We start from the raw sequence: 23259 nt of genomic DNA, 5'->3' as shown, positions 1-23259 counted from the left end.
AAGAGAGCCCTGTTTTGCCCTAAAACGGCGCCTCAAGGCCATTTTTGCCGCACTTTAGGGCAGAAAAAGGACGCTGGAGGTCTTGGGAACTGCGATCTTGAGCGGGGCGTGTTTTATTTTTTACGGGGCTGTTGTGTAAAAAAATGAACAAGGCTAAGCTCGTTTGCAACCCATAACAGCAATAATACCGGGGGTCACATGTCTCGCCTTCCGCTGATCGGCGTCACCGCCTGCACTCAGCAAATCGGCTCGCATGCCTATCACATCAGTGGCGACAAATACGTCCGCGCAGTTGCCGTCGCTGCCAAGGGCCTGCCGCTGATTCTGCCGTCACTGGCAGAGCTGCTCGATCCTGCCGACATACTCGCGGCGGTCGATGGCTTGCTCTTCACCGGTTCTCCATCCAACGTCGAACCCTATCACTATAGTGGTCCTGCCAGCGCGCCGGGGACTGCTCATGATCCTGCACGCGACCACACCACCTTACCCCTTATTCGTGCCGCTGTGGCCGCCGGCGTGCCTGTCTTGGGCATTTGCCGCGGTTTTCAGGAGATGAATGTGGCGTTTGGTGGCAGTCTTCACCAGAAGGTTCACGAGACTGGAACGTTCATGGATCATCGTGAACCGGACAATGAACCCGTTGAAATTCAATATGCTCCGAGCCATCCGATGCACATCGAGGCCGGTGGCCTGTTGGCGGGTCTGGGGCTGGGTGAAGAAATTCGTGTCAATTCAATTCATGGACAGGGCATCGAGCGTCTTGCACCTGGTCTGCGAGTCGAGGCGAAAGCCCCGGATGGCTTGATCGAAGCGATCTCCGTTCCTGCGGGCGCGGCTTTTGCTTCATCTGACGTGTTTGCACTGGGCGTTCAATGGCACCCGGAGTGGCAGGTCACGCAGAACCCGGACTATCTTTCAATCCTGCAGGCATTTGGCGATGCCTGTCGAAAGCGTGCGATACAACGCGACGCGCAAGCGTCAAAGAACGCCTGATCGCCATGACGACGACCAGGAACTGAAACCCCTGAGGTATTTATGAGTACCAACCTCGACCAGCTCACCGATTGGTTGAAAGAACACAGGATTACCGAAGTCGAGTGCCTGATCGCCGACCTTACCGGTATCACCCGCGGCAAGATCGCTCCGACCAACAAGTTCATTGCCGAAAAGGGCATGCGCTTGCCGGAGAGCGTATTGCTGCAGACCGTGACCGGCGATTACGTCGAAGACGACATCTACTACGAGTTGCTGGACGCCGCAGACATCGACATGTTCTGCCGTCCTGACCAGAACGCGGTGTATCTGGTGCCCTGGGCCATCGAGCCTACCGCGCAGGTGATTCACGACACCTACGACAAGCAAGGCAACCCTATCGAGCTGTCGCCGCGCAACGTATTGAAGAAAGTGCTGCAACTCTATGCAGACCGTGGCTGGAAGCCGATCGTGGCGCCGGAGATGGAGTTCTACCTGACCAAGCGCAGCGAAGACCCCGACTACCCGCTGCAGCCACCGGTTGGCCGTTCGGGCCGCCCGGAAACCGGTCGCCAGTCGTTCTCCATCGAGGCGGCCAACGAATTCGACCCGCTGTTCGAAGATGTCTACGACTGGTGCGAATTGCAGCACCTGGACCTGGACACACTGATTCACGAAGACGGCACCGCGCAGATGGAAATCAACTTCCGTCACGGCGATGCGCTATCACTGGCCGACCAGATCCTGGTGTTCAAGCGCACCATGCGTGAAGCCGCGCTCAAGCACGACGTGGCCGCCACCTTCATGGCCAAGCCCATGACCGGCGAGCCTGGCAGTGCGATGCACCTGCACCAGAGTATCGTCGACATGGAGACCGGCAAGAACATCTTCTCCAATGAAGACGGGACCATGAGCCAGCTGTTCCTGCACCACATCGGTGGCTTGCAGAAGCTGATCCCCGAGCTGTTGCCGCTGTTCGCGCCGAACGTCAACTCGTTCCGCCGCTTCCTGCCCGATACCTCGGCGCCGGTGAACGTGGAGTGGGGCGAGGAAAACCGCACGGTCGGCCTGCGCGTACCGGATGCCGGCCCGCAGAACCGCCGCGTCGAGAACCGTCTGCCGGGCGCCGATGCCAACCCGTACCTGGCCATCGCCGCGAGCCTGCTGTGCGGCTATATCGGCATGGTCGAGGGTTTGAATCCGAGCGCGCCAGTCGTGGGTCGCGGTTATGAGCGCCGCAACCTGCGCCTGCCGCTGACCATCGAGGACGCGCTGGAGCGGATGGAAAACAGCAAGACCGTCGAGAAATACCTGGGCAAGACATTTGTCACCGGCTACGTCGCGGTCAAGCGCGCCGAGCACGAAAACTTCAAGCGTGTGATCAGTTCGTGGGAGCGGGAATTCCTGCTCTTCGCCGTCTGAAGATCACAGGCGCCGCCCGGCCTTCGCGGGCCAGCGGCGCCGACACGCGATACACAGCTAATGGAGTGGTTCATGAGTTCCAACAACCCGCAGACCCGCGAATGGCAAGCCCTCAGCAGCGACCATCACCTGGCGCCATTCAGCGACTTCAAACAGCTTAAAGAGAAAGGCCCGCGCATCATCACCAACGCCAAGGGCGTTTATCTCTGGGACAGCGAAGGCAACAAGATCCTCGACGGCATGGCCGGCCTGTGGTGCGTGGCCGTGGGCTATGGCCGCGACGAACTGGCGGACGCCGCCAGCAAGCAGATGCGCGAGCTGCCTTATTACAACCTGTTCTTCCAGACCGCCCACCCGCCTGCATTGCAGTTGGCCAAGGCGATTGCCGACATCGCCCCAGAAGGCATGAACCACGTGTTCTTCACTGGTTCCGGCTCCGAAGGTAACGACACCGTGCTGCGCATGGTTCGTCACTACTGGGCGGTGAAGGGCAAGCCTTCGAAGAAAACCATCATCAGCCGCATGAACGGCTACCACGGCTCCACCGTGGCGGGCGCGAGCCTGGGTGGCATGACGTACATGCATGAGCAGGGCGATCTGCCGATTCCCGGCATCGTTCATATCCCGCAGCCTTACTGGTTCGATGAAGGCGGCGACATGACCCCGGATGAGTTCGGCGTCTGGGCTGCCGAGCAACTGGAAAAGAAAATTCTCGAAGTCGGCGAAGACAACGTCGGTGCATTCATCGCCGAGCCGATCCAGGGTGCAGGCGGCGTGATCGTACCGCCAGCCACCTACTGGCCGAAGATCAAGGAGATCCTGGCCAAGTACGACATCCTGTTCGTGGCCGATGAGGTGATCTGTGGTTTTGGCCGCACCGGTGAGTGGTTCGGTAGCGATTTCTTCGATCTCAAACCTGACCTGATGACCATCGCCAAGGGCCTGACCTCCGGCTACATCCCCATGGGCGGCGTCATCGTGCGCGATGAAGTGGTCAAGGTGCTGAACGAGGGCGGGGACTTCAACCACGGCTTCACCTACTCGGGGCACCCGGTGGCGGCAGCGGTGGGTCTGGAAAACATTCGCATCCTGCGCGACGAGAGGATCGTGGAGCGGGTCAAGTCGGAAACGGCACCATACTTGCAGAAGCGTTTGCGCGAGTTGAACGATCATCCGCTGGTGGGTGAGGTGCGTGGCGTCGGTTTGCTCGGGGCCATCGAGCTGGTCAAGGACAAGGCAACTCGCAAGCGTTACGAGGGTCTTGGTGTAGGCATGATCTGCCGCAACTTCTGCTTCAATAACGGGCTGATCATGCGGGCAGTGGGCGACACCATGATTATCTCGCCACCGCTGGTCATCAGCTTTGCCGAGATCGATGAGCTGGTGGAAAAGGCACGCAAATGCCTGGATCTGACCCTGGCTGAGTTGAGTAAGTGATGGACTGTAGGAGTGAGCTTGCTCGCGATTGCGGTTTGTCAGTCGCAGATGCAGCGTCTGAGTGGACGCTATCGCGAGCAAGCTCACTCCTACAGGACGGGGAAGGTGTTGGCGTGCAGATGAAATCTTTGAAAGTTATGCAACATGGCGGGCAGGTGCGCTTGTAAGGCCGCCCAGGAAATTGCCAGACTAACGGTTGTTTTAGTCGCCGCTAACATAAAAACACTGGAGCTGTACGAATGAAGAAATTTGGCAAAACCCTCCTCGCGTTGTCCATGATGGGCGCAGTGGCTGCGGCCGCACACGCCGATGACAAAGTTCTGCACGTCTATAACTGGTCCGACTACATCGCACCGAACACCATTGCCGATTTCGAAAAAGAATCCGGCATCAAAGTGGTGTACGACGTCTTCGACAGCAACGAGACTCTGGAAGCCAAATTGCTGGCTGGCAAGTCGGGCTACGACATCGTTGTGCCATCCAACAACTTCCTGGCCAAGCAGATCAAGGCCGGTGTTTACCAGGAGCTGGACAAGTCCAAGCTGCCCAACTACAAAAACCTGGACCCTGCACTGTTGAAAGCCGTGTCCGTCAGCGACCCTGACAACAAGCACGCCTTCCCGTACATGTGGGGTTCGATCGGTATCGGCTACAACGCCGAGAAGGTCAAGGCTGCACTGGGCGCCGACGCCCCGGTCAACTCGTGGGACCTGCTGTTCAAGCCTGAAAACGCAGCCAAGCTGAAAGCCTGCGGCGTGAGCTTCCTGGATTCGCCGACCGAAATGCTGCCAGTGGCGCTGCATTACCTGGGCCTGCCAACCGACAGCCAGAAGAAAGAAGACATCGAGAAAGCTGAAGCGCTGTTCAAGAAGATTCGTCCTTCGGTCACCTATTTCCACTCCTCCAAGTACATCTCCGACCTGGCCAACGGCAACATCTGCGTAGCCGTGGGTTACTCGGGTGACGTGTACCAGGCCAAGGCCCGTGCTGAAGAAGCCGGTGGCAAGATCAAGGTCAGCTACAACATTCCGAAAGAAGGCGCTGGCAGCTTCTACGACATGGTCGCCATTCCAAAAGACGCAGAAAACGTCGACGGCGCCTACAAGTTCATGAACTTCCTGCTGCAACCGAAGGTGATGGCTGAAATCACCAACGCCGTTCACTTCCCGAACGGTAACAAGGCTGCGACCGAGTTCGTTGACAAGGAAATCACTTCCGACCCGGGTGTGTATCCACCTGCTGATGTCCTGGCCAAGTTGTACGCCATCGCCGACCTGCCGGCAGCGACTCAACGCCTGATGACCCGCAGCTGGACCAACATCAAGTCGGGCAAGTAAGCCTGTAGCGTGCTGTTTCGGCAGCACGCGCTTTGCCTCTGTAGGAGTGAGCTTGCTCGCGATTGCGGTGAGTCAGTCAACAGATTCGTATCCGACAGATCGCAATCGCGAGCAAGCTCACTCCTACAGACGATGTGTGTTCTTCGATGTAAGAAAAAATTCTTTTTGCGACAAGGGTTTATCGAAGGTAAGTTGCGCGCCGGATTTGTTTCAGGCGGCCACGGCTGCCCTCGGCACGGGCAACAGGCCCAACTACTGAAAAGGACTGCAAACGTGTCTATTTCTTTATTTTCCAAAGGCTTGCTGCTCGGAGCCGGCCTGACGCTCGCCGTCGGTGCTTACGCGGAATCCACTGTCCGCATTTATAACTGGTCCGATTACATCGGCACCACGACCCTGGCGGACTTCGAGTCCACCACCGGGATCAAGACCAAGTACGACGTCTTCGACTCCAACGAAACCCTGGAAGGCAAGCTGCTGGCCGGTCACACCGGTTATGACGTGGTAGTGCCCTCCAACCACTTCCTTGGCAAGCAGATCAAGGCCGGTGCGTTCCAGAAGCTCGACAAGTCGCAACTCCCCAATTATTCCAACCTCGACCCCGAACTGATGAAGCGCCTGGAGAAGAACGATCCGGGTAACCAGTACGCCGTGCCGTATTTGTGGGGCACCAACGGCATTGGCTACAACGTCGACAAGATCAAGGAAGTGCTGGGCGTCGACACCATCGATTCTTGGGCCGTGCTGTTCGAACCCGAGAACATCAAGAAGCTGCAGAAGTGCGGAGTGGCCTTCCTCGATTCGGCAGATGAAATGATGCCCGCCGTGCTGAACTACATGGGCCTGAACCCCAACAGCACCGACGAGAAAGACTACAAGAAAGTTGAAGACAAGTTGCTCAAGGTCCGTCCTTACGTGACCTACTTCAACTCCTCCAAATACATCACGGACCTGGCCAACGGTGACATCTGCATCGCGGCCGGCTTCTCCGGCGACGTGTTCCAGGCCAAGGCCCGTGCCGAAGAAGCGGGCAAGGGCGTGAACATCGCCTACGCAATTCCCAAAGAGGGCGGCAACCTGTGGTTCGACATGCTGGCGATTCCGGCCGATGCCCCGGACGTCAAAGCCGCTCACGCATTCATCAACTACATCCTCAAGCCTGACGTGATCGCCAAGGTCAGCGACCAGGTGGGATACGCCAACCCGAACCCGGCTTCGGGCGAACTGATGGATCAGGAAATCCGTAACGACGAGGCGGTGTATCCACCGGCCGACGTGCAGAAGCGGCTGTACGTCAACTCCGAGTTGCCGCCGAAAATTCAGCGCGTCATGACGCGCAGCTGGACCAAGATCAAATCCGGTAAATAAGACCAGGCGCCCGGCCGTAGTGGCCGGGTGCAAAAACAGTTGGGAGTTTCACCCATGGCAGTTGCCTCCGGCGCCTACAAAAAAGCCCTTGAGGGTGGTCAGCAACCTAAACAGGTGCTGGTCAAAATCGATCGGGTCACCAAAAAGTTCGACGAGACGGTTGCTGTGGACGATGTGTCTCTGCAGATCAACAAAGGCGAGATTTTCGCCCTGCTTGGCGGTTCTGGTTCGGGCAAGTCCACGTTGCTGCGCATGCTGGCCGGTTTCGAGCGGCCTACCGAGGGGCGCATTTTCCTCGATGGCGTCGACATCACTGACATGCCGCCGTACGAACGTCCTATCAACATGATGTTCCAGTCCTACGCGCTGTTTCCACACATGACCGTGGCGCAGAACATCGCCTTCGGCCTGCAGCAGGACAAACTGCCCAAGGCCGAGATCGACGCCCGCGTGGCCGAGATGCTCAAGCTGGTGCAGATGACCCAGTACGCCAAGCGCAAGCCACACCAGCTTTCCGGTGGTCAGCGTCAGCGCGTGGCACTCGCCCGCTCGCTGGCCAAGAAGCCGAAACTGCTGCTGCTCGATGAGCCCATGGGCGCACTGGACAAGAAACTGCGCTCGCAGATGCAACTGGAACTGGTGGAGATCATCGAGCGCGTCGGCGTGACTTGCGTGATGGTGACCCACGACCAGGAAGAGGCCATGACCATGGCCCAGCGTATCGCGATCATGCACCTGGGCTGGATCGCCCAGATCGGCAGCCCGGTGGACATCTACGAGACCCCGACCAGCCGCCTGGTCTGCGAATTCATCGGTAACGTCAACCTGTTCGACGGCGAAGTCATCGAGGACATGGAAGGCCACGCATTGATCCGCAGCCCCGAGCTTGAACGCAATATCTTCGTCGGCCACGGCATCAGCACCTCGGTGGAAGACAAGCAGATCACCTACGCGATTCGTCCGGAGAAACTGCTCATCACCACCGAGCAGCCGACCTACGAATACAACTGGTCGCGCGGCAAGGTCCACGACATCGCCTATCTGGGCGGTCACTCGGTGTTCTACGTGCAACTGGCCTGCGGCAAGCTGGTTCAGTCCTTCGTGGCCAACGCCGAACGCCGTGGCGCGCGTCCTACCTGGGACGATGAAGTCTACGTGTGGTGGGAAGACGACAGCGGCGTGGTACTGCGCTCATGAAAATCCGAAAACTCAAACGCACGCTGCAACGCATCACGCCCAATGGCCGTCAGGCGGTCATCGGGGTTCCATTCCTGTGGCTGTTCCTGTTCTTCGCGCTGCCGTTTCTGATCGTCATCAAGATCAGTTTCGCTGAAGCCGACGTCGCGATTCCGCCGTACACCGAGATCTTCTCCTACGCCGAGCAGAAGCTCGACATCGTGCTCAACTTCGCCAACTACTCGTTGCTGACCGGCGATGACCTGTACATCTCGGCGTACCTGGGCTCGTTGAAGATGGCCTTCTTCAGCACCTTGCTGTGCCTGCTGATCGGCTATCCGATGGCCTACGGCATTTCCATTGCCCGCAAGGAAATGCAGACCGTGCTGTTGCTGCTGATCATGATGCCGACCTGGACCGCGATCCTGATCCGCGTCTATGCCTGGATGGGTATCCTCAGCAACAACGGTCTGCTCAACGCCTTCCTGATGTGGCTGGGCGTCATCAGCGAGCCGTTGCAGATCCTCAACACCAACCTCGCGGTCTACATTGGTGTCGTTTATTCCTATTTGCCGTTCATGATCCTGCCGCTGTACGCCAACCTGGTGAAGCACGACCAGAGCCTGCTGGAAGCGGCATCGGACCTGGGTTCGAGCACCTTCAACAGCTTCTGGAAGATCACCGTGCCGCTGTCCAAGAACGGCATCATCGCCGGCTGCATGCTGGTGTTCATTCCGGTGGTGGGCGAGTTCGTCATCCCTGAATTGCTGGGCGGCCCCGAGACGCTGATGATCGGTAAAGTCCTGTGGCAAGAGTTCTTCAACAACCGCGACTGGCCGGTGGCGTCTTCGCTGGCGGTGGTGATGCTGTTGATCCTCATCGTGCCAATTATTCTGTTCAACCGTAGCCAGGCCAAAGAACTGGAGGGCAAAGCATGAGAAGCTTCCGATTCTCGAACCTGATGCTGGTGCTGGGCCTGATCTTCATCTACGCCCCGATGGTCATCCTGGTGATCTACTCGTTCAACGCCTCCAAGCTTGTGACGGTGTGGGGCGGCTGGTCGGTGAAGTGGTACGTGGGCCTGCTGGACAACACCCAGTTGATGAGCGCGGTGATGCGCTCGCTGGAAATCGCCTGCTACACGTCCATCGCCGCAGTGGCCCTGGGCACCATGGCCGCCTTCGTGCTGACCCGCGTGACCCGCTTCAAGGGCCGCACGTTCTTCGGCGGGCTGGTGACGGCGCCGCTGGTCATGCCTGAGGTGATTACCGGCCTGTCGCTGTTGCTGCTGTTCGTGGCCATGGCGCAGATGATCGGCTGGCCGCAGGAGCGTGGCATCGTCACCATCTGGATCGCCCACACGACGTTCTGTGCGGCGTATGTGGCGGTGGTGGTGTCGGCCCGCCTGCGTGAGCTGGACATGTCCATCGAAGAGGCTGCGATGGACCTGGGGGCGCGTCCGTGGAAGGTGTTCTTCCTGATCACCATCCCGATGATCGCGCCGTCTCTGGCGGCGGGCGGCATGATGTCGTTCGCGCTGTCGCTGGATGACCTGGTACTGGCGAGCTTCGTCTCGGGGCCTGGCTCGACGACCCTGCCGATGGAAGTGTTCTCGGCGGTGCGCCTGGGCGTGAAGCCTGAGATCAACGCCATTGCCAGTCTGATCCTGCTGGCGGTGTCGATCGCGACCTTCCTGGTGTGGTTCTTCACCCGCCGCGCTGAAAACGCCCGCAAGCGTGCGATTCAGCAGGCTATTGAAGAAGCAGCGGCTGATGGCTGGAAACAGCCGGACGTACGCCGCGCTCCGGCGCCGGAAGCGGCTTGATCTGAAGTCAGGTTGGCCACCATCGCGTGGCCAACCTGGAGAATCTGTGGGAGCGGGCTTCTGTGGGAGCGGGCTTGCCCGCGAAGGCGGTGGCTCAGCAACCATCGATGCGCCAGGTTCGACGCCTTCGCGGGCGAGCCCGCTCCCACAGTGGTTTGTGTTAATCCCCGCAAGGGTGGATGTCAGTCCCCCGCATTGGTTGATGTCAGTGAGCTGGCACCAACCTCAACACCTCCCTGCTATTCCCCGCCACATCCCCCTCACTGAACCGCTCCGGTCTGTACTGTCCGGTGATGTAGGCCTGTGCCTGATCGGCGTAGTGCTTGTCGAAGAGCACGCCGCTCTGGCCCACCGGGTTGATGCCCAGCGCATGGGCGGGGTCGGCGAAGTCGATCAGGCGGCGGGTCGAGGGGCCGTAGGTCACCGGCCACGGTGCCGTGGTGATGCTCGCTGAGAGGTTGTTCGGCACTTCATGGGTGCCGGGGGCGGCGAAGGGGCCGACGTTGAACAGCATGTCCAGCGGCGGCTGGCGGCCCAGCGGGTGTTCGTGGGTCAGGGTGTGCGCCTTGCCCCAGGTCCATTCCTCGGGATTGAGGCCGTACAGGGATTTGAGGTGGGAAACCGCCGCATGCCAGGCGACCTTGACGGTGTGATCGCGGCTCTCCGGTTCATTGGAGTTGCGATTGTTCCACCACGGCGAGTGTTCGTCGGCGGCAAGCCTGGGCAGCGCCATGTCGATGACACGTGTTGAAATCAGCGTCGAGAACAACGCGTCGCCCAGTTCGTCGCGGAAGGTCTGGTCGCAGAGGTTGAACAGGAACTGGTTGAACAGCGTGGCACCGACCGAATCCACAGGATAGTCGCCCTTCCAGGTGGCCAGGCGTTCGAGCAGGTCATGCTCTTCGGGGTCGCTGACCACACGACGCAGTACCGGCAGCAAAGGCTTGAGGATCTGCTCGGCGTAGTCGGTCCGGGTGCCCAGTTGCAGCGCCTGGCTGTTGTCCAGATTCCACTTCACGCTGTTGTCGCTCAGTTGCCTGTCCAGCTGACGGCCGCGCTCGGCCAGGTTGTAGTAGCCGGGAATCTCGATCCCGAGGGGCGATACCGGCTGGAAGTTGGCCGAAACGATGTACCCGCGCGCCGGGTTTTCTTCCTGCGGGTTGGCGCTGAAAGGGTAGAAGCCGTTCTTGTCGGCCTGATCGGTGCTGCCGTCGAGGATGAACGCCGGGTTCACGCCCTCCGGCCTTCTGGGCAGTTGCGCGGCGGCCCACCAGCCGATGTCGCCGTGGGCGTTGGCGTAGACCACGTTCAGGCCCGGTGAGTGGATCTTCTCGGCGGCGCTGCGCATCTTGTCCAGGGTGTCGGCGCGGTTGGCCTCATAGAAGCCTTGCAGGATTGGGTTCTCGGATTCCAGGAATGACCACCACATGGCGACCGGCGTGTTGGCGTGCTCCTGAATGCCGCTGGCGGTCAGCACGTCATTGACGATCGGGCCGTGGGGCGACTGGCGCAGGGTGAAGCTGATCGGCGACTGGCCCTTGACCTTGATCTGATCGATGCGCGAGGTCATGTCGGCCCAAGCGCCGTGGTACATGACCTGATTGGGGTTATCAGGGTTGACCTTCTCGGCGATCAGATCGACGTCGTCGTTCTGGAACATGGTCAGGCTCCAGCCGAAATCCATGTTGTGGCCCAGCAGGGCGAAGGGGTTGAGCGCCTGGAAATGGCCGTACAACTCGAAGCCCGGGGCCGACAGCTGCGCCTCGTACCAGACCGCCGGCACCGAGAAGCGGATATGCGGATCGCCGGCCAGCAGGGGTTTGCCGCTCTGGGTGCGGCTGCCCGACACTGCCCAGGCGTTGCTGCCTTCGAACTGTGGCAGGCCTGCGTCTTCGAGGGCCTGCTGGCTGAGCAGGGCCAGGTCACCCAGGCCTTTCCAATCCTTGCTGGTCAGCGCGGGCGAGGGGTGCAGGGCGCCCTGGGGTTGCCAGTCCAGGTCCAGGGTTTTCAGGTAGTCCGCGCCCAGTTGATCGCGTACGTAAGTGAGCAAGGGCTCGGTGCGAAAGGCGGCGGCGAAGCTGTAGGCCAGGTAGCCGCCGATGCTCAGCGTGTCTTCTGCCGTGAACGGGCGCTTTTCGATGCCCAGCACGTCGAACTCGATGGGGCGGGGGTGAGTTGCCTGGAACTGGTTAACGCCGTCCAGATAGGCTTGCAGCGCCTTCCAGGCCGGTGTGTTCTTGTCCTGGCGGGCGACGTAGGCGTCAGCGTGCTCGCGGATACGCAGGCTGCGGAACAATTTGTCGGTGTTGACCAGTTTGGGCCCCAGCACCTCGGCCAGTTCACCACGGGCCAGGCGGCGCAGGATTTCCATCTGGAACAGCCGGTCCTGAGCGTGGACATAGCCCAGGGTGCGGTAGAGGTCATCCTGATTCTCGGCCTTGATGTGCGGCACACCGCGCTCGTCGTAACGCACGGTGACCGGCGCCTGGAGCTTTGGCAGGGCGATCTCGCCATCGCGTACCGGTTGCTTGCCGTGGATGTACCAGGCGCCGCTACCTGCAATCAGGACGACCACAAAGGCAATGACGGAAAGGCTGCGTTTCATGCAGAGGCTCTAAAGATCGTCGGGAAGGCGAAAGGCTACAGATTTGTCGCGGGGCTGTGTAGCAGCACTATGCGCCACAGCCTGTAGGAGCGCGCTTGGTCTGGGCCGCATCCGGACGATGGCGTCGTGTCAGTCGCCGTATGCGTTTCAGACAGGCCGCCATCGCGGGCAAGCCCGCTCCTACAAGTGTCGGGTTGTGTCAGGTGCTTATTGCATTAAGCTCAGCCCACGCCCTCAAGAGTCTTGAACCATGCGGATTCCCTCCCTCGCCCTGACGCTCCTGCTGGCCCTGTCCTGCGGCCAGGCCCTGGCCTTCGCCGCGCCCAAGCCTGGTGACATCGTCGAAGTCAGCCTCGAGCAGGTCCATCCGACCCAGGCGGTCATCGGTTTCGATCAGGTGTATTACAAGCTCGAACGCTTCGCCAAGGATCGTCAGAAGCTCTTTGACGAAATCTGCGAGAGCAACGGTCAGGATGAGGCCAGGCGCATCGGCGAGGCTGCTGATCCGCTCAAGCCCGAGAGCTTCGCCTGCAAGGACGAGCCCAATGCCCATCCTCAGGACATGAAGACCGTGGTGGTCGGCCCCGGCGGGCAGTTCTACCTCACCGACGGGCACCACACCTTCAGCGCATTGTGGGAGCAACCCGGCGCCGGGCCGCAGATGAAAATGAAGGTGCGCATCACCGACGATTTCAGCGACAGCGCCGATATGCCGACCTTCTGGAAGCGCATGCAGCAGGCGCACAAGGTCTGGCTCAAGGATGGCAACGGCCAGTCGCTGGCGCCCGATCAGTTGCCTGCCCATGTGGGGTTGAAGTCGATGCAGAACGACATCCTGCGCAGCATCGTCTACTTCGTGCGCGGCGCGGCGTATGACAAACCAAAGGCGGGGGATGTGTCGCCGGAGTTTCTCGAATTCTATTGGGCAGACTGGCTGCGAGGGCGGCTGGTGCTGGCTGACTTCAATCTGAGCGAGCGCAGCGGCTACCACCGTGCGCTGGAGGCGGCGAGCGACCTGATGGTGGAGCCGCCGGTGAGCAAATCAATCGGCGGCGGCATGAGCGCCAGGCAGTTGGGGGGATTCAAGTCGGTCAAGCACAAGGCGCTGAGCAAGACGGCGAGTGAGAAGCTGCCCTACGTGATCGATTACAAAGACACCCATTGAGTCGCCCGTAGCAGCACGGCTTGCCGGCGGGGGCGGTGTGTCAGTCAACTCATCTGTGTCGGACCTACCGCCCCGCCGGCAAGCCGTGCTGCTACGGGGTTTCGGGGGCCCAGGGGCAGTAGCAGCCCACCGCCATGGTGTGCGTCGCACTGACCGGTCTGTCCTGCAGCAGCGCCTGAAGGATCGGCTCGATGAAGCTGTTCTTCGAGTTGCACACCAGCCCTTCGCTGTAGGGGCCAAAGTAGGCGAGCCGGCCCTGGCGGTCCCAGATCGCAACAGCGGGGCTTGCGCTGATGCGTTCGGCGCCGGGCAGGCTGTTCAAGGGTTTGATCGCATCCAGTGTCGCAGGCAACTGGCCCTGGCTGCCGGGCTTGCGTACGGCGTAGAAATCGACGCCACCGGCCCCCGAGAACTGCGCCACCAGGTCGCTCAGGTGCTGCTGGTTGCCGACATTGCACGGGCAGGCCGGGTCCCAGAAATGCACGACGCGAACGCGGCCCGGCCCCGCCAGTTCAGGCGGCAGGCTCAGGACATCGCCTGCAAACAATGCCGTCTGGTCACTGAACGCTCGCACATATCGGCCCTCAAACCACCCATAGGCCCACCACAGGGCTGCGGCACAGATGCAGGCGGCCAGCGCGATGAAAACGGTGCGACGTCGGGTGCGTGAGTGAGCAGTCATGGGGTGGCTTCGATTTGGGTGCCGTAGCTTGCCACGCCTTGGCGGACAGATGAAACTCGCAGCTACGATCACTCCTTGACCTCCATCTGCCTGATCTGGAATACCGATGTCCAACACGTTCGACCCCGACCGCCTGCGTGCCGGCCTCAAGCCCCTGGTGGAGAACCTCGCGCTCTCCGATGACGGGCAGGCGTACCAGCGGTTCTACAGCATGGCCGGGTTGGGCAGCGAAGGACGGGTGAGCAGCCGGCTGGGGCGTTTCGAAGTCGGCGGATACGAAATCGTCACCCAATTGTGGACGCCTGAAAAGCCGGTCGCGACGCTGGTGCTGGTGCATGGCTTCTACGACCACATGGGCCTGTATCGCCATGTGATCGAGTGGGCGCTGGAGTTGGGCTATGCCGTGATCTCCTGCGACCTGCCGGGCCATGGCCTGTCCAGCGGAACGCGGGCGAGCATTACTGATTTCGCTGAATACCAGGTGGTGCTCGAGCGGTTGTTCGTCGAGGCGAAAGCCCTGGATTTGCCTCAGCCCTGGCACCTGTGCGGGCAGAGCACCGGTGGGGCGATTGTCATCGATCACCTGCTCAATCATGGAGACCAGAGCCCGATTCAAGGGCAGTCGATCCTGCTGGCGCCGCTGGTGCGGCCACGGGGCTGGACCTGGTCGAAGGTCAGCTATTACCTGCTGCGGGCGTTCGTCAAAGGCATCGACCGGCGCTTCAGCGAGAACACCAATGTGCCGACCTTCATGCCGTTCCTCATAGCGGACCCCTTGCAGCCCAGACGTCTACCTACGGCCTGGGTCGGCGCGCTGGCCAAATGGATCGAACGCATCGAAAGCGCCCCGCGCAGCCCCCGCAGCCCGCTGATCGTCCAGGGCGAGTCGGACATGACCGTGGACTGGAACCACAACCTGGCGGTGCTCAAGGACAAGTTCGACCATCCGCAGATCTTCATGCTCCATGAAGCACGGCATCATCTGGCCAATGAATTGCCGGAGTTGCGGCTGCAGTTTTTCAGGTTCTTGACCCAGCGGATGGGGTGAGCCCCGCTCCGAGCAGGCTTGTAGGAGTGAGCTTGCTCGCGATTGGGGTATGCCAGCCGCCTCTCATGTAGCTGATGCACCGCTATCGCGAGCAAGCTCACTCCTACAGGGGCTCGAGGTGTCAGGAGCGGTTACTTTACCGGCTGCCCAACCGCCAAGCCCGCGCGAATCGCGGCCAGTGCGGCCTGGTAGTAGGCCTTGCCTTCGGCGGATTCGGCAAAGGTTGCGAACTCGTCCAGCTCGGCGTCGGACAGGTCCCGATACACATACAACAGCGTGTTGCTCATGTCATTGGCGATCTGGCCCATCAGGCGTTGGCGCTGGCCGTCGAGCATGGCCTGGGTGGTACCGCCGCCCATCAGTCCCGGAATCATCGAACTCAGGCTGTCAGCAGCCACGCCCGCAATCGCCAGGCTCACTTCGGCGCCTGCCTCCTTGGCCGGCAGGGCATTGGCCAGGTGGCCGATGATCAGCAGACGGTTGTCGTCAGCCTGCATGTGGGGCAGGCCCTGGGCGTTCTTTGCCAGTTGATCGGGGCGGGTGGCGGTCAGCTCGGCGTTGACGATCTTGCGTCCCAGCGGGGACTGGAAGAACTGCAGCGCCGGGTTGGGATCGGCCAGCGTCTGGCGCAGTTTCTGCTCGGCGCGCTGATCCATGGCCTGAGGGGCGAAGCGCTGGTTGCTGTTGCTGACGAGGGCGTCGAATACAGCAGGCGGCAGGCTATTCTTGTAGCGCTGCTGGGCGGCCTTGAGGGCGTCGTTGAAGTGCGCGCGTTGATCCGGCCAACCAGCGATCTTGTAAAGCTGGTCATGGACGTCTGCCCAGACAGGCATGGTGCAGAACATCAACAGCAGGAAAAACAGACGGCGCATTAGTGACTCCTGTCGGCAAGCCGCTATTCTCGACGGCGCGGCGGGGATTTGTCGAGTTAACAGTTGCCAGACCCCAAGAAAACCGATGGGTTCGACGACCCTGCGTTTAAAGCGCCTGCCTGTTTATACACTGCGAAAAATATTCCTCGTCCAGCGGACCGCAGGAGCTGTTGGATTGCCCGGCGTATGGATACTATGCGCGGCATGTCCCTATCCCCTGATGATCCACTGCTGTTACGCATCGTCGACGACCTGGCCGAACGTGGCTGGTCGCAGCAGAACCTCTTTCTCCCGCCGGACCTGACCCGCGAGCTGGCCCTTGAATGCCGCACGCGCGCGGTTCAGGGCGAGCTGGCGCCTGCTGCCGTGGGACGCGGCGCGACGCAGGAAGTGCGCGAGGGGATACGCGGCGATCATATCCAGTGGATCGAGCCGGGGCAGGCCGCGTCCTGCGACCGCTATCTGGAACTCATGGACAGCCTGCGCCAGGCGCTCAATCGCGGGTTGTTCCTTGGCCTGGAAGAGTTTGAGTGCCACTTCGCGCTCTATCCGCCGGGGGCGTTCTACCGCAAGCATGTCGACCGTTTCCGGGACGATGACAAGCGCATGGTTTCGGCGGTGATCTACCTCAATGACGCCTGGCAGCCCGAGCATGGCGGACAGCTGCGCATGTTCCCGAAAAATGCGCCCGAGTTCGACGTGCCGCCGCTGGGTGGCTGCCTGGTGGTGTTCATGTCCGGTGACATGCCCCACGAGGTGCTGCCTGCCTGTCACGAGCGCTTGTCGCTGACCGGCTGGTTCCGTCGGCGCGGCAATGAGCCGTTCGAGCTGTAAAAGATGAAATCTTCGACATAAATTCACTCTCCCGGCCGTCGCCGTGCCAGATCGGGCTAAGGTGAAGTCGTGAACCGGACGGGCTGGATCAAGGTCCGATTGTCGGCATCGATAAAAACAGGAGAGATCATGAAGACGCTATTTGCAAGAACTGCCCTGGCCGGCCTGCTGCTGGGCTCTGCATTCGTGGTGCAGGCCGCCGATGTGCCGCGTACTGCATCGCCCGCCGGCGCCGAGGTGTACATCATCTCGCCCAAGGACGGCGCGACGGTCAATGGCACGTTCAAGGTGCAGTTCGGGCTCAAGGGCATGGGCGTCGCGCCGGCTGGCGTGGATGTGCCGGACACCGGGCACCATCACCTGCTGATCGACGTGAAAGACCAGCCGGACATGAACGCACCGCTGCCCACCACCGACAACATCCGCCACTTCGGCAAGGGCCAGACCGAAACCGAATTGACCCTCACCCCTGGCCAGCACACCTTGCAGCTGCTGGTGGGCGACAAGAGCCACATCCCGCTGAACCCGCCGGTGGAGTCGCAGAAGATCACCATTACTGTGAAATAACGGGCGCGCCGCCCGATCCGTAGCAGCACGGCTTGCCGGCGGGAGCGGTGTGTCAGCCAATAATGGGTTGCATGACACACCGCCCCCGCCGGCAAGCCGTGCTGCTACGGGATTGGCGTCACCAGGCACAAAAAAAGGAGACCCGAAGGTCTCCTTTTTCATTGCAGCAAGGCTTAGAACAACACGCGGCTGCGGATGGTGCCTTTGATGTGCTGCAGTTTCTCTTGCGCCAGGTCCGAGTACTCGGCGTCGACGTCGATGACCACGTAACCGACTTTCTCGTTGGTCTGCAGGAACTGACCGGAGATGTTGATGCCGTTTTCCGCGAACACCTTGTTGATTTCCATTAGCACGCCCGGGATGTTTTCGTGGATGTGCAGCAGGCGGTGCTTGCCAGGGTGAGCCGGCAGGGCCACTTCAGGGAAGTTGACCGAAGACACCGAAGTACCGTTGTCGCTGTACTTGACCAGCTTCTCGGCCACTTCCAGACCGATGTTGGCCTGGGCTTCGGCGGTGGAGCCGCCGATGTGCGGGGTCAGGATCACGTTGTCCAGGCCACGCAGCGGGCTTTCGAAGATGTCGTCGTTGGAGCGCGGCTCGACCGGGAACACGTCGATGGCGGCGCCGATCAGGTGCTGGTCCTTGATCGCGTCGGCCAGGGCGTCCAGATCAACCACGGTGCCGCGAGCGGCGTTGATCAGGATCGCGCCTTTTTTCATCGCGCGGATTTCTTTCTCGCCGATCATCATCTGGGTGGACGGCAGTTCAGGCACGTGCAGGGACACGATGTCAGCCAGGCCCAGCAGCTCGGTCATGCTGGTGACCTGAGTGGCGTTACCCAGTGGCAGCTTGGTCAGCGGGTCGAAGAAGAACACCTGCATGCCCAGGCTCTCGGCCAGGACCGACAGCTGCGTACCGATCGAGCCGTAGCCGATGATGCCCAGTTTCTTGCCACGGATCTCGAAGGAGTTGGCCGCGCTCTTGATCCAGCCACCGCGATGGCAGGAAGCGTTTTTCTCGGGGATGCCGCGCAGCAGCAGGATGGCCTCGGCCAGCACCAGTTCGGCCACGGAGCGGGTGTTGGAGTACGGCGCGTTGAATACGGCGATACCACGCTCGCGGGCAGCGTCCAGGTCAACCTGGTTGGTGCCGATGCAGAAGCAGCCAACGGCGACCAGTTTCTTGGCGCAGTCGAACATTTCTTCGGTCAGTTGGGTGCGAGAGCGAATGCCGATGAAGTGAGCGTCGGCGATCTTTTCCTTGAGCTCGGCTTCCGGCAGAGACTTGGTGTGGTACTCGATGCTGGTGTAGCCGGCGGCCTTGAGGACGTCGACGGCGGATTGGTGGACGCCTTCGAGAAGAAGGAACTTGATCTTGCTCTTGTCGAGGGAAGTCTTGCTCATCTGCGTAAACCTGTGTCCCGGAGAAATTGGCAGGAAATGGACAGCGCAAGCTGCCTCGCGGCGCAATGGCGCCACCGAGAGTCGGCCTCAGGCACGTCTCTGCGGGGGCGGTATGCTAGCATATGTGCCCCGCTAAATACCCGTTCCTGCGACGTGAAGCGTTCTCAGGATAATCATGAATAATCCGAGAGTTCTGCTGATGATCGACGTTGCCGCGATGGAAGAACTGAAGGGTCTGGTCGAGCCTGGCAAGGTGCTGACCGACCCGCAATCCCTCGAAGCCTGGGGCAAGGACTGGACCCGGCAATTCGCCCCGGCGCCCAGTGCAATCGTGTTCCCCAAGGCGGTCGAGCAGGTCCAGGCCATCGTGCGCTGGGCCAATGCGCACAAGGTCGCGCTGGTGCCCTCGGGTGGCCGGACCGGGCTTTCGGCAGCGGCGGTGGCGACCAACGGCGAGGTCGTGGTTTCCTTCGACTACATGAATCAGATTCTCGAACTCAACGCCACCGACCGCACCGTGCGTTGCCAGCCGGGCGTCATCACCAAGCAACTGCAAAACTTCGCCGAGGAGAACGGGCTGTATTACCCGGTGGACTTCGCTTCGTCAGGTTCCAGCCAGATTGGCGGCAATATCGGCACCAATGCCGGCGGGATCAAGGTCATTCGCTACGGCATGACCCGCAACTGGGTCGCCGGGCTGAAAGTCGTCACCGGCAAGGGCGACATCCTGGAGTTGAACAAGGACCTGACCAAGAACGCCACTGGCTACGACATGCGCCAGTTGTTCATCGGCGCCGAAGGCACCCTGGGGTTTGTGGTCGAGGCCACGATGCGCCTGGACCGCGAGCCGAAGAACTTGACCTGCATGGTGCTCGGCACCCCTGATTTCGATTCGATCATGCCGGTGCTGCACGCCTTCCACGGCAAGCTGGATCTGACAGCCTTTGAGTTCTTTTCCGACAAGGGCCTGGCCCGAATCATGGCCCGTGGCGACGTGCCCGAGCCTTTCGCCACCAAAACTCCGTTCTATGCGCTGCTGGAGTTCGAAGCCGTCAACGAGGACGTCTCCAACCAGGCGCTGGAAATCTTCGAACATTGCGTGGAGCAGGGCTGGGTGATCGACGGGGTGATGAGCCAGAGCAAGCAGCAGTTGCAGAACTTGTGGAAGCTGCGCGAATACCTGTCCGAAACCATTTCCCACTGGACGCCCTACAAGAACGACATTTCCGTGACCGTCTCTAAAGTGCCGGCCTTCCTCAAGGAAATCGACGCCATCGTCAGCGAGCATTACCCGGATTTCGAAGTGGTCTGGTACGGCCACATCGGCGACGGCAACCTGCACCTGAACATCCTCAAGCCCGAGAACCTGGACAAGGCCGAGTTCTTCGCCACCTGTTCGAAGGTCAACAAGTGGGTGTTCGAGATCGTCGAGAAGTACAACGGCTCGATTTCCGCCGAGCATGGCGTGGGGCTGGTCAAGCGCGACTACCTTGAATACAGCCGCTCGCCGCTGGAAATCGACTACATGAAGGCCCTCAAGGCTGTCTTCGACCCCAACGGCATCATGAACCCGGGCAAGATCTTTGCGGTGTAAGCTGCACCCGCTGCCAAACGCACTCAGGAGCGCTCAATGAGCTACCAGCACAAATACATCGACGGGACCAAGGTCCATTTCCCCCTGGGCAAGGTGGTCTGCATCGGCCGCAACTACGCCGAGCACGCCAAGGAGCTGGACAACCCGGTGCCGACCGAGCCTTTGCTGTTCATCAAGCCGGGCAGTTGCGTGGTGGAAATCGAGGGTGGTTTCAGCATTCCAGAGGACCGTGGATCGGTGCATTACGAGGCTGAAATCGTTGTGCTGATCGGCAAGTCCCTGAGCAAGAACCCGAGCCGCGAAGAAGTGCTGGATGCCATTTCCGGCTTCGCTCCGGGCCTGGACCTGACCCTGCGCGACGTGCAGTCCAAGCTCAAGGAGAAGGGCCTGCCGTGGGAAATCGCCAAGTCGTTCGACGGCGCGGCGGTGATTGCGCCGTTCGTGTCGGCCGATGCCTACCCGGACCTGACCGACATCGCGATTCGCCTGACCGTCAACGGCGAAGTGCGCCAGGACGGCAACAGCAGCCAGATGCTCAACCCCATCGTGCCGATGATCCAGCACATGGCGTCGCAGTTCTCGCTGCAGGCGGGCGACCTCATCATGACCGGCACACCAGCGGGCGTGGGGCCGTTCAACGTGGGTGACCAGATCGTGCTCGAACTGCCGGGGCAAAGCCGTTTCGAAAGCGACGTGCGCTGATCGTTGCCGTTTCACTGAAAGGCCGCCTGTGAGAGATTGCAGGCGGCTTTTTTGTTTTCAGTAAGTGGATGTAACGAGAACTTCCGGATTGCCGTTTTTTTCACACTCGATCCGGATAATTCCTCGCCGACCGCAGCGCACAGACGCTGTGCCAATGGATTTTTCAGGATCGTCTCGATGACCGTTAACACCCCGCCACTGAACAAACCCAAGCGCACCCTGCGTTCCGTAGGGGGCTGGTCGCTGATCGCCCTGGTGGTGATTCTCGTGGGCTTGTCTTACGCCTGGCACTGGGATGACCGCGGGTTGCTGTGGCTGCGCGAACAGACGGTCTCTTCTGCGCAAAAGGATGCGAGCATCTGGCTGCCGGATTACCGGGTGGTGATCGACGGCAAACCGCTGGCCGGGCTGGAAAAGGATGAGGCTTCGGACCTGTCCTATGACCCGTCCACCAAGACCCTGTATTCGGTGATGGGCAAGAACGCCTTCCTCGCGGAGCTGAGCGTGACGGGTGACGTGCTGCGCAAGATCCCGCTGGTGGGCTGGAGCAACCCCGAGGGCGTGGCGGTGCTGGGCAATGGCCTGCTGGCCATCGTCGATGAGCGTCAGCACCTGATGACCATGGTCACCGTGACACCCGAGACCAAGAGCCTGAACATCGCCGATTTCCCCAAATATGACCTGGGCCCGTCGGTTGACCAGAACAAGGCCTTCGAAGGCGTGGCCTGGGATGCGCGCAACCAGCAGATCCTGCTGGGCGAGGAGCGTCCGCCGGCACTGTTCAGCTGGAAGTCCGACGGCAGCGCCGTGTTGAAAGGCGACAAGCAGAAGCTGCCTGACACCGGCAATCTCATCATGCGCAACCTCTCGGCGCTGCATGTCGATCAGAAGACCGGGCACCTGCTGGCGCTGTCGGCGGAGTCGCATCTGCTGCTGGAGTTGGACGAGAAAGGCAACAAGGTCAGCTTCATGAGCCTGATCCGCGGCCTCAACGGCCTGGACCACACCATCCCCCGCGCCGAGGGCGTGACGATGGACGAGGAAGGCACCCTTTATATGGTCAGCGAGCCGAACCTGTTCTATTCGTTCAAGAAGAAGTGAGCTTTCCCCCCAATCCGGCCCGCCGCCGTCCTTGGGCTCACAGCAATCCTGTAGGAGTGAGCTTGCTCGCGATGGCGGTGTTTCAGATACAGAAAAGGTGACTGTTGCACCGCTATCGCGAGCAAGCTCACTCCTACAGGGAAGCTGCGTCGGTGGGTTTTAAGTCTGGTTTCAGACTAGGGTGATATTAATGCGCCCCCATCTGAAACCGAGCTCCGTACATGCGTCGCCCGTCCCCTTTCAAAGCGATGCTGCTCACCTTGCTGGCCGTCCTTGCGCTGGCGTTGTCGTTCATCGTCGTGCGCGAATACCGCGTGGTCGAGCGGGTGTGGTTCAACTGGCATGTGTTCTGGCAGGCCAGTGATGCACAGGCGATGGGGCTTGATGACTATGAAGTGGTGATCGAAGCCCGAATCATCGAAGGCCTGGAAGACAACGTCTCGGCCCTGAGCTTCGACCCCGATCGCAACACCCTGTTTACCGTGACCAACAAAGACCCCGAGTTGGTCGAGTTGAGCCTGGAGGGCCGTATTATTCGGCGCATTCCCCTGACCGGGTTTGGCGATGCGGAAGCTGTGGAGTACATCAGCCCCGGCATTTATGTGATCAGCGATGAGCACAGCCAGCGGCTGATCAAGGTGCAAGTGGATGACGACACGCGGTTTCTCGATGCCGCCGACGCCGAGCAACTGACCCTGGGTATCAATGCTGGGGGCAACAGTGGTTTTGAGGGGCTTGCCTACGACAACAAGGGCAAGCGCCTGTTTGTCGCCAAGGAGCGCAAGCCGGTACAGATCCTTGAAGTGCGGGGCTTCCCGAATCCCGATGACAGCACCCCGAGTACTCTTGAAGTGACGTCGAGCAAACAGCGTGATGCCGGGTTGTTCGTGCGTGATCTTTCCAGCTTGCAGTTCGATGAAATCAGCGGCCACTTGCTGGCGCTGTCCGATGAGTCGCGGCAGATCCTGGAACTGGACACCTCGGGTCGGCCGGTGGGCAATGTGTCGTTGAGCAAAGGCAGCATGGGGCTGGCCAGGGGCGTGCCGCAGGCGGAGGGGATTGCGATGGGGGCAGACGGGACGTTGTATGTGGTCAGCGAGCCGAATCTGTTTTATTCGTTCAAGAAGAAGTGACAGGCAGAGGGTGATT

General features: G+C 60.7%; 20 protein-coding genes. 16 read left to right on the top strand and 4 right to left on the bottom strand.

The annotated features are described in order from the left end of the window. The first annotated feature begins 198 nt into the window (after positions 1-198). The 8 genes from NPS29_RS13520 (at position 199) to NPS29_RS13485 (ending at position 9537) form a co-directional block, all read left to right on the top strand. On the top strand, positions 199-993 hold the full coding sequence (locus tag NPS29_RS13520) for a gamma-glutamyl-gamma-aminobutyrate hydrolase family protein (protein WP_274133151.1): 795 nt from the start codon (positions 199-201) through the stop codon (positions 991-993). Positions 994-1035: 42 nt separating this feature from the next. Continuing rightward, on the top strand, positions 1036-2394 hold the full coding sequence (locus tag NPS29_RS13515; protein ID WP_274133150.1) for a glutamine synthetase family protein: 1359 nt from the start codon (positions 1036-1038) through the stop codon (positions 2392-2394). A gap of 72 nt (positions 2395-2466) precedes the next feature. Further along, complete coding sequence (locus NPS29_RS13510) at positions 2467-3831, top strand: aspartate aminotransferase family protein (RefSeq protein WP_274133149.1); 1365 nt, start codon at positions 2467-2469, stop codon at positions 3829-3831. Positions 3832-4070: 239 nt separating this feature from the next. Then, entirely contained in the window at positions 4071-5168 is a 1098-nt protein-coding gene (locus NPS29_RS13505; RefSeq protein ID WP_274133148.1) for a polyamine ABC transporter substrate-binding protein, read from the top strand. 273 nt (positions 5169-5441) lie between these two features. After that, entirely contained in the window at positions 5442-6536 is a 1095-nt protein-coding gene (locus NPS29_RS13500; RefSeq protein ID WP_274133147.1) for a polyamine ABC transporter substrate-binding protein, read from the top strand. Positions 6537-6590: 54 nt separating this feature from the next. Beyond that, positions 6591-7733 carry a polyamine ABC transporter ATP-binding protein gene (gene potA, locus NPS29_RS13495; RefSeq protein WP_274133146.1) on the top strand — a complete coding sequence of 381 codons (1143 nt, stop codon included), beginning with the start codon at positions 6591-6593 and terminating at the stop codon, positions 7731-7733. Continuing rightward, a complete protein-coding gene (locus tag NPS29_RS13490; protein WP_274133145.1) occupies positions 7730-8650 on the top strand; it encodes an ABC transporter permease subunit in 921 nt (306 codons plus the stop codon). Before potA ends, NPS29_RS13490 begins: the two co-directional genes overlap by 4 nt. Beyond that, complete coding sequence (locus NPS29_RS13485) at positions 8647-9537, top strand: ABC transporter permease subunit (RefSeq protein WP_274133144.1); 891 nt, start codon at positions 8647-8649, stop codon at positions 9535-9537. The genes NPS29_RS13490 and NPS29_RS13485 overlap by 4 nt, the downstream gene beginning before the upstream one ends. Before the next feature lie 205 nt (positions 9538-9742). On the opposite strand, the gene NPS29_RS13480 is transcribed toward NPS29_RS13485, so the two are convergent. Next, the gene (locus NPS29_RS13480) at positions 9743-12142 is read right to left on the bottom strand and encodes a penicillin acylase family protein (protein WP_274133143.1); all 2400 of its coding nucleotides are present in this window, start codon (positions 12140-12142) and stop codon (positions 9743-9745) included. Positions 12143-12392: 250 nt separating this feature from the next. Here NPS29_RS13480 and NPS29_RS13475 point away from each other — a divergent pair, with 250 nt between their 5' ends. Then, positions 12393-13307 (top strand): ParB/Srx family N-terminal domain-containing protein, encoded by a 915-nt coding sequence (locus tag NPS29_RS13475; protein ID WP_274133142.1) that lies wholly within the window; start codon positions 12393-12395, stop codon positions 13305-13307. Between the two features lie 91 nt (positions 13308-13398). Here the strand turns inward: NPS29_RS13475 and NPS29_RS13470 are convergent, their stop codons facing one another. After that, positions 13399-13989, bottom strand: a complete 591-nt coding sequence (locus NPS29_RS13470; RefSeq protein ID WP_274133141.1) for a DUF6436 domain-containing protein — start codon at positions 13987-13989, stop codon at positions 13399-13401. Between the two features lie 106 nt (positions 13990-14095). Between NPS29_RS13470 and NPS29_RS13465 the strand changes: the two genes are divergently transcribed. Next, positions 14096-15037, top strand: a complete 942-nt coding sequence (locus NPS29_RS13465) for an alpha/beta hydrolase (protein ID WP_274133140.1) — start codon at positions 14096-14098, stop codon at positions 15035-15037. A gap of 131 nt (positions 15038-15168) precedes the next feature. Here NPS29_RS13465 and NPS29_RS13460 read toward each other — a convergent pair whose 3' ends face one another. Next, positions 15169-15909, bottom strand: coding sequence for a DUF2059 domain-containing protein (locus NPS29_RS13460; protein WP_274133139.1), 741 nt, complete (start codon positions 15907-15909; stop codon positions 15169-15171). A 195-nt stretch (positions 15910-16104) separates the two neighbouring features. On the opposite strand from NPS29_RS13460, the gene NPS29_RS13455 reads away from it, so the two are divergent. Both NPS29_RS13455 and NPS29_RS13450 read left to right on the top strand, forming a co-directional pair. Beyond that, complete coding sequence (locus NPS29_RS13455) at positions 16105-16743, top strand: 2OG-Fe(II) oxygenase (protein ID WP_274133275.1); 639 nt, start codon at positions 16105-16107, stop codon at positions 16741-16743. A 129-nt stretch (positions 16744-16872) separates the two neighbouring features. Then, positions 16873-17310 (top strand): DUF4399 domain-containing protein, encoded by a 438-nt coding sequence (locus tag NPS29_RS13450; protein WP_274133138.1) that lies wholly within the window; start codon positions 16873-16875, stop codon positions 17308-17310. 173 nt (positions 17311-17483) lie between these two features. Here the strand turns inward: NPS29_RS13450 and serA are convergent, their stop codons facing one another. Continuing rightward, complete coding sequence (gene serA / locus NPS29_RS13445; protein ID WP_274133137.1) at positions 17484-18713, bottom strand: phosphoglycerate dehydrogenase; 1230 nt, start codon at positions 18711-18713, stop codon at positions 17484-17486. 199 nt (positions 18714-18912) lie between these two features. On the opposite strand from serA, the gene NPS29_RS13440 reads away from it, so the two are divergent. From NPS29_RS13440 to NPS29_RS13425, 4 genes are all read left to right on the top strand, one after another. Then, positions 18913-20307, top strand: coding sequence for an FAD-binding oxidoreductase (locus tag NPS29_RS13440; RefSeq protein WP_274133274.1), 1395 nt, complete (start codon positions 18913-18915; stop codon positions 20305-20307). Between the two features lie 36 nt (positions 20308-20343). Then, positions 20344-21009 carry a fumarylacetoacetate hydrolase family protein gene (locus NPS29_RS13435; RefSeq protein ID WP_274133136.1) on the top strand — a complete coding sequence of 222 codons (666 nt, stop codon included), beginning with the start codon at positions 20344-20346 and terminating at the stop codon, positions 21007-21009. A 177-nt stretch (positions 21010-21186) separates the two neighbouring features. Further along, positions 21187-22110 carry an SdiA-regulated domain-containing protein gene (locus NPS29_RS13430; protein ID WP_274133135.1) on the top strand — a complete coding sequence of 308 codons (924 nt, stop codon included), beginning with the start codon at positions 21187-21189 and terminating at the stop codon, positions 22108-22110. 221 nt (positions 22111-22331) lie between these two features. Next, on the top strand, positions 22332-23243 hold the full coding sequence (locus NPS29_RS13425) for an SdiA-regulated domain-containing protein (RefSeq protein ID WP_274133134.1): 912 nt from the start codon (positions 22332-22334) through the stop codon (positions 23241-23243). Positions 23244-23259: the final 16 nt, after the last annotated feature.

Origin of the sequence: Pseudomonas putida (genome assembly GCF_028682175.1) — a bacterium.
GTDB lineage: Bacteria > Pseudomonadota > Gammaproteobacteria > Pseudomonadales > Pseudomonadaceae > Aquipseudomonas > Aquipseudomonas putida_AD.
Note: the sequence above shows the minus strand (reverse complement) of the source record. Positions and strands in the feature narration are given on the sequence as shown.

Excerpts from the sequence above, each read along its gene's own strand:
- NPS29_RS13435 (WP_274133136.1), top strand. The coding sequence starts at position 20,344 with ATGAGCTACCAGCACAAATACATCGACGGGACCAAGGTCCATTTCCCC.
- NPS29_RS13465 (WP_274133140.1), top strand. The coding sequence starts at position 14,096 with ATGTCCAACACGTTCGACCCCGACCGCCTGCGTGCCGGCCTCAAGCCC.
- NPS29_RS13490 (WP_274133145.1), top strand. The coding sequence starts at position 7,730 with ATGAAAATCCGAAAACTCAAACGCACGCTGCAACGCATCACGCCCAAT.
- potA (WP_274133146.1), top strand. The coding sequence starts at position 6,591 with ATGGCAGTTGCCTCCGGCGCCTACAAAAAAGCCCTTGAGGGTGGTCAG.
- NPS29_RS13510 (WP_274133149.1), top strand. The coding sequence starts at position 2,467 with ATGAGTTCCAACAACCCGCAGACCCGCGAATGGCAAGCCCTCAGCAGC.
- NPS29_RS13450 (WP_274133138.1), top strand. The coding sequence starts at position 16,873 with ATGAAGACGCTATTTGCAAGAACTGCCCTGGCCGGCCTGCTGCTGGGC.
- NPS29_RS13455 (WP_274133275.1), top strand. The coding sequence starts at position 16,105 with ATGCGCGGCATGTCCCTATCCCCTGATGATCCACTGCTGTTACGCATC.
- NPS29_RS13440 (WP_274133274.1), top strand. The coding sequence starts at position 18,913 with ATGATCGACGTTGCCGCGATGGAAGAACTGAAGGGTCTGGTCGAGCCT.
- NPS29_RS13425 (WP_274133134.1), top strand. The coding sequence starts at position 22,332 with ATGCGTCGCCCGTCCCCTTTCAAAGCGATGCTGCTCACCTTGCTGGCC.
- NPS29_RS13460 (WP_274133139.1), bottom strand. The coding sequence starts at position 15,909 with ATGCGCCGTCTGTTTTTCCTGCTGTTGATGTTCTGCACCATGCCTGTC.
- NPS29_RS13475 (WP_274133142.1), top strand. The coding sequence starts at position 12,393 with ATGCGGATTCCCTCCCTCGCCCTGACGCTCCTGCTGGCCCTGTCCTGC.
- serA (WP_274133137.1), bottom strand. The coding sequence starts at position 18,713 with ATGAGCAAGACTTCCCTCGACAAGAGCAAGATCAAGTTCCTTCTTCTC.
- NPS29_RS13485 (WP_274133144.1), top strand. The coding sequence starts at position 8,647 with ATGAGAAGCTTCCGATTCTCGAACCTGATGCTGGTGCTGGGCCTGATC.
- NPS29_RS13505 (WP_274133148.1), top strand. The coding sequence starts at position 4,071 with ATGAAGAAATTTGGCAAAACCCTCCTCGCGTTGTCCATGATGGGCGCA.
- NPS29_RS13515 (WP_274133150.1), top strand. The coding sequence starts at position 1,036 with ATGAGTACCAACCTCGACCAGCTCACCGATTGGTTGAAAGAACACAGG.
- NPS29_RS13520 (WP_274133151.1), top strand. The coding sequence starts at position 199 with ATGTCTCGCCTTCCGCTGATCGGCGTCACCGCCTGCACTCAGCAAATC.
- NPS29_RS13430 (WP_274133135.1), top strand. The coding sequence starts at position 21,187 with ATGACCGTTAACACCCCGCCACTGAACAAACCCAAGCGCACCCTGCGT.
- NPS29_RS13470 (WP_274133141.1), bottom strand. The coding sequence starts at position 13,989 with ATGACTGCTCACTCACGCACCCGACGTCGCACCGTTTTCATCGCGCTG.
- NPS29_RS13480 (WP_274133143.1), bottom strand. The coding sequence starts at position 12,142 with ATGAAACGCAGCCTTTCCGTCATTGCCTTTGTGGTCGTCCTGATTGCA.